General features: G+C 72.1%; 6 protein-coding genes. 1 reads left to right on the forward strand and 5 read right to left on the reverse strand.

The genetic code is table 11. The features are described from left to right. Positions 1 to 129: 129 nt before the first annotated feature. Positions 130 to 1,416, reverse strand: coding sequence for an MFS transporter (locus KDM41_15895; GenBank protein MCB1184909.1), 1,287 nt, complete (start codon positions 1,414 to 1,416; stop codon positions 130 to 132). A 256-nt stretch (positions 1,417 to 1,672) separates the two neighbouring features. On the opposite strand from KDM41_15895, the gene KDM41_15900 reads away from it, so the two are divergent. Further along, positions 1,673 to 2,107: a DUF3347 domain-containing protein gene (locus KDM41_15900; protein MCB1184910.1), complete on the forward strand. Its 435-nt coding sequence runs from the start codon at positions 1,673 to 1,675 to the stop codon at positions 2,105 to 2,107. A 70-nt stretch (positions 2,108 to 2,177) separates the two neighbouring features. Here KDM41_15900 and KDM41_15905 read toward each other — a convergent pair whose 3' ends face one another. The 4 genes from KDM41_15905 to KDM41_15920 all read right to left on the reverse strand — a co-directional run bounded on the left by KDM41_15905 (position 2,178) and on the right by KDM41_15920 (position 8,118). Further along, entirely contained in the window at positions 2,178 to 5,288 is a 3,111-nt protein-coding gene (locus KDM41_15905; GenBank protein MCB1184911.1) for an efflux RND transporter permease subunit, read from the reverse strand. A gap of 16 nt (positions 5,289 to 5,304) precedes the next feature. Next, a complete protein-coding gene (locus KDM41_15910; GenBank protein ID MCB1184912.1) occupies positions 5,305 to 6,333 on the reverse strand; it encodes an efflux RND transporter periplasmic adaptor subunit in 1,029 nt (342 codons plus the stop codon). Next, positions 6,330 to 7,634, reverse strand: coding sequence for a TolC family protein (locus tag KDM41_15915; protein ID MCB1184913.1), 1,305 nt, complete (start codon positions 7,632 to 7,634; stop codon positions 6,330 to 6,332). The genes KDM41_15910 and KDM41_15915 overlap by 4 nt, the downstream gene beginning before the upstream one ends. A gap of 139 nt (positions 7,635 to 7,773) precedes the next feature. Beyond that, complete coding sequence (locus KDM41_15920) at positions 7,774 to 8,118, reverse strand: hypothetical protein (protein ID MCB1184914.1); 345 nt, start codon at positions 8,116 to 8,118, stop codon at positions 7,774 to 7,776. Between the last annotated feature and the right edge of the window lie 284 nt (positions 8,119 to 8,402).

Here is an 8,402-nt window from a genome sequence, read left to right on the forward strand (position 1 = left end):
CTCGGCAGAGTCTCCCGCCGGCACGCGAAGCGGCGGCGCGCCCCAGCGGGCGCCCGCTCCGGCCGGCGCATCGTGCCTCGATTGTAGGGGACGGGGCGGCCGGAAGCAACCGCCCCGAAACAGGAGGAATCAGGCCGACTGCTCCTGGAAGTCGCCGGCCACCTTGCCGAAGATCCAGATCAGGCCGATCGAGAGCACCATGTGGGCGCCCAACACGAACATGACGCCGCCGGGGTTGCCCGCCGCGTCGAAGCGCCCGTACACCGAGGTGTAGATGCCGCTGGTGAGGCCGCCGATGGCCGTCGAGAGGAAGCTGGCCCCCATGTAGAGCCCCGCCTTCTCCTTGGGCGCCAGCCAGGTGATGTACTCCTGGATGCGCGGGCTGGCGATCATCTCGCCCAGGGCGAAGAGGAAGATGCCCAGGAAGACGATGGCCGGCGAACCCGTGGCCGCGATGCCCAGCACCACGAAGCCCAGGCCGGCGATGATCTGGCCGGTGTTGAAGACGGGCATGGCGCGGAAACGCTCGGCGACCCGCGAGACCGAAAGCTGCAGGAAGATGATGATCCAGCCCGTGTGCGAAATGGTCTCGCCCAGGATGCGCCGGGTGCCGGTCTCGTCGACCTGGCTGAGGAAGTCGGCCACGCCCGCACCCACGACGCCCCTCATGCCGAGGTAGAGCTGGGCCGTGTCGACGCTCGAATCGACGTACAGGGCGCACAGGTTGAAGAACGACCAGAACGGCAGCCAGAAGCCGAAGCCGAGGATGACCAGGAAGGAGGTGAACTTCAGGTCCGACAGCACGGTGCCGATCTCGCCGAGGGTCTCCTTGAGGCTCTTGGCGCTCTCCTCGCGGGACGGCTCCCTGTAGAACAGGACCGTGACGATGAGCATGGCGACGATGCCGGCCGCCGAGGCGATGAAGGCGTTCTCCCACGAAGTGGCCCGCAGCTTGCCCGCCACGATGGGCCCCACCGTGCCCCCCACGTTCACCATGGCGTAGAAGATGCCGAAGCCGATGGTCTTGTTGGTGCCGTCGGTCACCGCCCGCACCGTGCCCGAGATGAGCGGTTTGAAGATGCCGGCGGCCATGGCGATCAGCAGCATCGTCGTCGCGATGCCCCCGAACGACTTGCTGACCAGCATCAGCAGGATCGCCGGCAGGTAGGCCAGGTAGGAGATGATCAGGATCTTCTTGAAGCCGTAGCGGTCGGCCATGGTGCCCGAGATGATGGGCACCGTGTACGAGACGAGCAGGAAGAGGCTCTGGACGATGCCCAACTGGTCGCGCGAGAACCCGAGGCTGGTCAGGTAGATGCCGAAGCCGAAGTAGATCCCGTAGTACGAGAATCGCTCGAGGACCTCGATGAGGTTGGCCACCCAGAATACGGGCGGGAAGGGCGTGCGTTGGCTCATGGGGTGCTCCCGGTTGATGATGTGCGGGGGGTGATGAGGCGAATCCGGACTCTACACGGGCCCAAAACAGAAGTCAATTCCTCCGGTTTCACGCCTACCGCTCAGCGACAGGGACGGTCGAGAATAGTGTTCGACAATAGTCTTCACCCGGGAACCGCCGTGGATGCCTAGCTATTGTCCCACAACAGCTTGAGGCATGGCATCACCTATGCAGATGGAGGTCCGGAATCTTGACCCCAACCCCCCGGAGGACGCCATGCGCACCCTGACCCTGACCACCCTGATCCTGGGCTTCACCCTGACCACGGCCCTCGCGGCCACCCCCACCGACTCACCCCGGCACCCCGCCCCGGTCGGGGACTACCTCGTCATCCAGACCGCCCTGGCCGCCGACCGCTTCGAGGGCGTGACCGCCGCGGCCACCCGCATCGCCGCCGACGAGACCACGCCCGTGGCGGTGAGCGAGGCTGCCGGCCTCCTCGCGGCCGCGACCGATCTCGACGCCGCACGCGCGGCCTTCGCCACCCTCAGCGACGCCGCCATCGCGGCCCGACCCGCGGGCGCCGACGACGGTTTGCGCGTCGCCTTCTGCCCCATGGCCGGCCACGCGTGGCTCCAGGCCGGCGATGCGATCGCGAACCCCTACTACGGTGCGGCAATGCTCCGCTGCGGCACCTTCACCGACCGCTGAGCGCCCCCGGATGCGGCGGGCCCGGGACGAGAACGTCCCGGGCCCGCGGCCGTGGGCACCCCGGCAACACCTATCCCGCCGCGCCCTCTGTCCCTTCCCGCCCCTGCCGCCAGGCCGCGAACGCCGGCACCACCAGCAGCGTCAGCACCGTCGAAGTGACCAGCCCGCCCACCACGACCGTAGCCAGGGGCCGCTGCACCTCGCTCCCCGTGGCGTGGGAGAAGAGCAGCGGCACGAGGCCCAGGGCGGTGGTCGTCGCCGTCATCAGCACCGGGCGCAGGCGCAGCTCCGCGCTGCGCACCGCCGCCGTGGCGGCAGCGACGCCCTCGGCCCGCAGCTGGTTGAAGGCCGTCACCAGGACCATGGCGTTCTCCAGCGCGATGCCGAACAGAGCGATGAACCCCACCGAGGCGGGCACCGACAGGTTCTGGCCGGTCAGCCAGAGGGCCGCCACCCCGCCCACCAGCGCCAGCGGGATATTCAGCAGGATCAGCAGGGCGTCGCGCCCGGAGCCGAAGCTGCCGAACAGGAGCAGGAAGACGAAGACCAGCGTCACCGGCACCACCACCGCCAGGCGGCGGTTGGCCTCCTGCTGCAGGCGGTACTGCCCGCCCCAGGTCACGAGGTAGCCCGCGGGCAGGTCGACCCGCGCGGCGATCGCCTCGCGCGCCTCGGCCACGAACGAGCCGATGTCCCGGCCCGCCACGTTGCACTGCACGGCGACGAAGCGCTGGCCGTCCTCCCGCGTGATCTGGCGCGGTCCGACCACCTCCTCGAAGCGCGCCAGCTGGTCCAGGGGAATGCGCGCGCCGTCCGGCGCCGTGACGATGATGTGCCGGATGTCGTCGGCCGTGGCCCGGGCCTCGGGCGCGTACCGCACCAGGATGTCGAAGCGGCGCACCCCCTCGGCGATCTGGCCGGCGACCTCGCCCCCGACCGCCGCGCGGACCACCTCCTGCACGTGGGCCACGTCCAGGCCGTGGCGGGCGATGGCCGCCCGGTCGATCCGCAGCACCAACTGGGGTGCGCCGTCCACCTGGTCGACCTGCACGTCGGCCGCGCCGGGCACCTCGCCCAGGACGGCCGCCACGCGCCCGGCCTGCTCCCGCAGCACGTCCAGGTCCTCGCCGTACACCTTGACCGCCAGCTCGGCCCGGATCCCCTCGAGCAACTCGTCGACCGTCATCTCGATGGGCTGGGTGAAGTTCACCAGCACCCCCGGCACGTCGCCCAGCTCGGTGCGGATCAGGTCCTCGACCGCGTCCTGCCCCCCGCGCACGCGCCAGGCGGACTCCGGCCGCAACTGCACGTACATCTCGGCGCTGTTGATGGGGTCGGTGTGGGCGCCGACCTCGCCGCGCCCGATGCGGCTGACGACCTCGGCCACCTCGGGGATCGCCATCAGCCGCCGCTCGACGATGCCGGTCGTGCGGCGGCTCTCGGCCAGGGAAATCGACGGGGCCATGGTCAGGCGCACCACGATGGTCCCTTCCCGCAGGCGCGGCGTGAACTCGGAGCCCAGCCGCGGCACCAGGGCCGCCCCCGCCCCCAGCAGCGCCACGGCCAGCACCACGGCCGCGGCCCGGTGCCGCACGAACCAGCCCACCAGCGGCCGGTACCCCGCGAGCAGGAGCCGCTCCTGGCGCGAGCCCCCGCCGGCGGCGCCGCCGCCGGGACGCCCGCCGCGCCCCATGACGAGACTCGCCAGGGTGGGCGCCACCACCAGGGCGAACAGCAGCGAGCCGAGCATGGCCAGGACCACCGCCAGGGCCAGCGGCCGGAACGTCTTGCCCTCGACCCCGTGCAGCAGGAACAGCGGCACGAAGACGACGATGATGATCGTGATGGCGAACACGATGGGTCGCCCCACCTCGCCGCAGGCCCGGGCGACGACCTCGCGGCGGGACGCGCCCGGGGCCGCCTCGCGCAGGCGCCGGTCCACGTTCTCCACCATGACGATGGTGCCGTCGACCAGCATCCCCAGGGCGATGGCCAGGCCGCCCAGCGACATGAGGTTCGCCGACACTCCCAGCCGCCCCATGAGCAGCAGGGCGAACAGCACCGAGAAGGGCAGCGACAGGGCCACGACGAGGCTCGGGCGCACGCTGCCCATGAACACCAGCAGCACCAGGGCCACCAGCGCGATCCCCTGCAGCAGGGCCGTGGTCACCGTGCGCACGGCGGCGGCCACCAGGGTCTTCTGCTGGTAGTAGGGCACGAGCCGCACCCCGTCGGGCAGGATGCCGTTGATCTCGGCGAGCTTCGCCTCGACCCGCGCGATGACGGTCGACGAGTTGGCGCCGAAGAGCTTGACCACCTGCCCGGCCACGACCTCGCCCGTGCCGTTGCGGGTCTGCAGGCCGCGCCGCACGGCGCCGCCCTCGGCGACGTCGGCCACGTCGCCCAGGAGGACGGGCGTGCCGTCGGCGCTCTTGACGACGATGGCCCGCAGGTCGTCGACCCCGGTGGCCAGGCCCACCGACCGCACGATGAACTCCTCGGCCCCGCGTTCGATGAACTGCGCCCCCACGTTCAGGTTGCCGTCGCGCACGCGGTCGATCACGTCGGCCAGCGAGACGTCGTAACGGAGCAGGGCGTCGGGCCGCACGGCGACCTGGTACTGCTTCTCCCAGCCGCCGATGCCGAGCACCTCGGTCACGCCGGGCACGGTCTGCAGGTGGAACTTCACGAGCCAGTCCTGGATGCCGCGCAGCTCGGTGAGCGTGTGAGCGCCCGTGGTGTCCTCGAGGTAGTAGAACAGGACGAGCCCCATGCCCGTCGAGATCGGGCCCATCTCCGGCTCGCCGAAGCCGGCGGGGATGCGCTCGCGCGCCTCCTGCAGGCGCTCGCCCACGAGCTGGCGGGCGAAGTAGACGTCCAGGTCGTCGGCGAAGTACACGTTCACCACCGAGAGCCCGAAGTTCGAGACCGAACGCACCTTCTCCACGCCGGGCAGGCCGGCCATGGCCGCCTCCACGGGGAAGGTCACGAAGGTCTCGATCTCCTCGGGCGCGAGCCCGTCGGTCACGGTGAAGACCTGCACGAGGTTGGGCGAGACGTCCGGGAAGGCGTCCACGGGAATCCGGGTCGCGGCCACGTACCCCGCGCCGGCCACCAGCAGCGCCGCCACCACGACCAGCAGCCGGTTGCGCAGACCGAAGGCGATGATGCGATCGAACATGTCGTTCTCCTTCCGCCTAGTGGGCGTGGCCCCCGCCGAAGCTGTCCTTCAGGAGTTCCGCCTTCAGGGTGAAGCCGCCCGTGGCGACGTACTCCTCGCCGGCCGCCAGGCCGGACCGCACCTCGAGCCACGCGCGATCACCGCGCCCGACGACCACCGGCCGCGGCACGAACCCGTCGCCCGCCAAGACGAAGACGACGTCCGCGCCGTCGAGGGTCTGCAGCGCCTCCCGCGGCACCGCGACCGCCACCTCGGGCCGGTCGACGGTGACCCGGGCGGTGACGAACGTGCCCGGCCGCCAGCGGCCGTCCGGGTTGGCCAGTTCGACCCGCGCCAGGGCCGTGCGCGTGGCCTCGTCCACCACCGGCGCCACGTAGCCGATGGTACCGACGGCGCCGTCGTCCTCCGGCCCGGCGCCGATGCTCACCTCCAGGCCCGGCCGGATGCGGTCCAGGTCGCGCGGATAGACGGTGATGTCGGCCCACACCGTGCCCAGGTCGGCCACCACGAAAGCGGCGTGGGCGCGGTCGACGGCCTCGCCCAGGGTGATGTGACGCCCGATGACCGTGCCCGGGATCAGGGTGCGGATCTCGTAGGTCGTCAGGCTCTCGTCGCTCTCGACCACGGCCAGCACCTGCCCGGCCTTCACCTGCTGCCCCACCTCGACCCGCACGGCGGTGACGATGCCCGCGAAGCGCGGCACGATGTGGGCGAGGGTGTTGTCGTTGGGCCGGATCTCGCAGGGCAGGACGAGTTCGTCGTGCAGGGCGACGGGGCCGGCGACGGCGGTGCGCACGCCGAACTCCGCGCGCGCGGCGGCGTCGAGGCGGATGGGCGCGCCGTCGTCGTGGCCGGCGTGGGCATCGCCGTGGTCGGCGTCGGCATGGTCGCCGGCGTGGTCGGCGGCGGCGTGCTCCGCGTGGCCGGCGGGTTCCGCGGCGCCCGCGCGCGGGGCGGCAGCGCCTGCCAGGACGAGGGTGACGACAGCGAGCAGCAGCCACGCCGGCACGGCGCGCGGCGGACGGGGACGAGCGAAGGTGGTCATGGCATCTCCTTGCCGGGTTGGTCGCCCGCGGGTCCGGCGAGCGGGCCCGCGACGAGGCGTTCGATCTCGGCGACGGCCGTGTGGTAGCGCGCCAGGGTCGCGATGTGGCGCAGGCGCAGCTCGGCCCAGGTGCGGCGCACGGCCAGGACGTCGGTGTAGCCGAAGCGTCCCTCCCGGTAGGCCGCCGCGGCGGCGTCCATGGCGGACGCGGCCGTGGGCAGGAGCTCGTCGCGCAGGGCGTGCACGGCCGCGTGGGCCGCGGTGAGTTCGGCGTGGCGGGCGGCCAGGTTCGCGGCCAGGTCAGCCTCGACCGCATCTCGCTCGTGTGCGGCGGCGTCCCGGCGCAGCGACGCGGCATCCGCCCGGTCGCGGCCGCGGTCGGCCACCGGCAGCGGCAGCGCGACCCCGGCCACGAAGGCGTTGTCCCCCGAGGCGGCGTCGTGCCGGATCCCGCCGGACACGGTCACATCGAGGGTCCCGTCGGCCCGGGCGAGGGCGACCTCGGCCCGCCGCAGGGCGGCCTCGTCGGCCCACCGCGCCAGGTCGGGGTTCGCGGCCAGGCGTCGTCGCAATTCGTCCAGGGGAGGCGGCGGCATGCAGCCGGGCAGCCGGTCGGCGAGGGGGCCGAAGTCCGGGTCCCCGCCCCAGGTCGCCGCCAGGTGAGCCCGCGCCGCGACCAGGGCCTGCCGCCGGTCCTCGAGTTCGAGCTCCGCGGTGCCCACCGCGATGTCGGCCCGCGCGGTCTCGAGAGGCGACACCGCCCCGGCCGCCACCCGCCGCGCCACCTCGGCCCGGTCGCGGTGCGCGATGTCCACCAGTTCCGCGGCGAGCCGCACCTCGCGCCGGGCGGTGAGGGCGGCGAGATAGGCCCGAGTCGTGGCCAGGACGACGTCGAGCCGCCGGACCGCGACGTCGCGCCCGGCCTGCACGCCGGCCAGCCGCGCGGCCTCGCCACGGGCGCCGGCCTTGCCGCCGAGTTCGATCACCTGGGCCACGCCGAGGGTGTACTCGGCGCCCCCGAAGCCGGACCAGTCGCCGCCGCCGCCGAAGTTCTCGACCTCGAGGCCGAGTTCGGGATTGGGCCGGCGCCCGGCCTGGCGCGCCTCGGCCGCGCGGGCGTCGACCTCCAGACCGGCGGCCAGCAGGCCGGGATGGTCGGCCAGGGCCCTCGCCCTGGCGGCGTCCAGGGTCAGGGAATCGACGGGCGCCGGTGCGGGCCGCGGCGCCTGGGCGAACGCGTCGCCGGCCAGCAGCAGCAGAAGCGCGCAGCCCCACCGGCTCCACGCATGCGGGATGTTCATGGACGGACTCCTCCAACGGGGATCACTCGCGGCCACGGCCGCAACGACGCCGGACGGCAGGGCGGAACGACACGGTCGACAGACGCGGTCGCACGTCCCGGCAGCGCGGCACGATCACTTCAGGTCCGGCAGGAGGGAATCAGCAGAGCAGGGGCAGGGCGGCCGCGGGGAGCGGCAGGCGGGGCTGCGCCGACGCGAACAGAACCGGGCGCCCGGCCGCGCGGTCGAGATCCGGACGGACCGGCGACGCCGCCACGGCGGGAACCAGGGCCAGGGCGAGTTCGTCGTGGGAGTCGCCCCCGCGCACGCTCTTGCCGAGCACGACGGCGACGTTGCACGGATCGGTCGAGCAGCCGACTTCGTGGCCACAGGCCTCTTCGGCGTCCTCGACGCAGAAGTGATCCAGCGCGCCGGACAGGCAGGCCGAGGGCGCCAGGAAGAGCGTCCAGAGGAGTGTCAGGAGGAAAGCCAGATTGGTGGTCATGGTGGGGGTAAGGTCGTTTGATTTCTTTGGGATGGCAAGGGGATTGGGGTTGGATTCGAGGTTCGGTGTCGGGCGGTAGCTCACGACAGGGCCGGCTACTCGTCGCTTTGTTCGGCTATCGTGTGGCTTCCGTGGTGTCTAGAGAACCGGGGGTAGTCCACACTCGACTGTAGCGCTTGTGGGATGAGCTCATCTCAACACCTCCCGGCTATACAAGTATAGCCTGTTTGAGATGTCGGAAATTGGCAGGCAAGTACAACCCTAGTACCTGCAGCTCACTTAAC

Source organism: bacterium (assembly GCA_020440705.1).
In the GTDB taxonomy this organism is placed as follows: domain Bacteria; phylum Krumholzibacteriota; class Krumholzibacteriia; order LZORAL124-64-63; family LZORAL124-64-63; genus JAGRNP01.

What these genes read in the sequence shown, in the direction of transcription:
- KDM41_15895 (MCB1184909.1), bottom strand. Translation starts at nt 1,416, where the DNA reads ATGAGCCAACGCACGCCCTTCCCGCCCGTATTCTGGGTGGCCAACCTC.
- KDM41_15900 (MCB1184910.1), top strand. Translation starts at nt 1,673, where the DNA reads ATGCGCACCCTGACCCTGACCACCCTGATCCTGGGCTTCACCCTGACC.
- KDM41_15905 (MCB1184911.1), bottom strand. Translation starts at nt 5,288, where the DNA reads ATGTTCGATCGCATCATCGCCTTCGGTCTGCGCAACCGGCTGCTGGTC.
- KDM41_15910 (MCB1184912.1), bottom strand. Translation starts at nt 6,333, where the DNA reads ATGACCACCTTCGCTCGTCCCCGTCCGCCGCGCGCCGTGCCGGCGTGG.
- KDM41_15915 (MCB1184913.1), bottom strand. Translation starts at nt 7,634, where the DNA reads ATGAACATCCCGCATGCGTGGAGCCGGTGGGGCTGCGCGCTTCTGCTG.
- KDM41_15920 (MCB1184914.1), bottom strand. Translation starts at nt 8,118, where the DNA reads ATGACCACCAATCTGGCTTTCCTCCTGACACTCCTCTGGACGCTCTTC.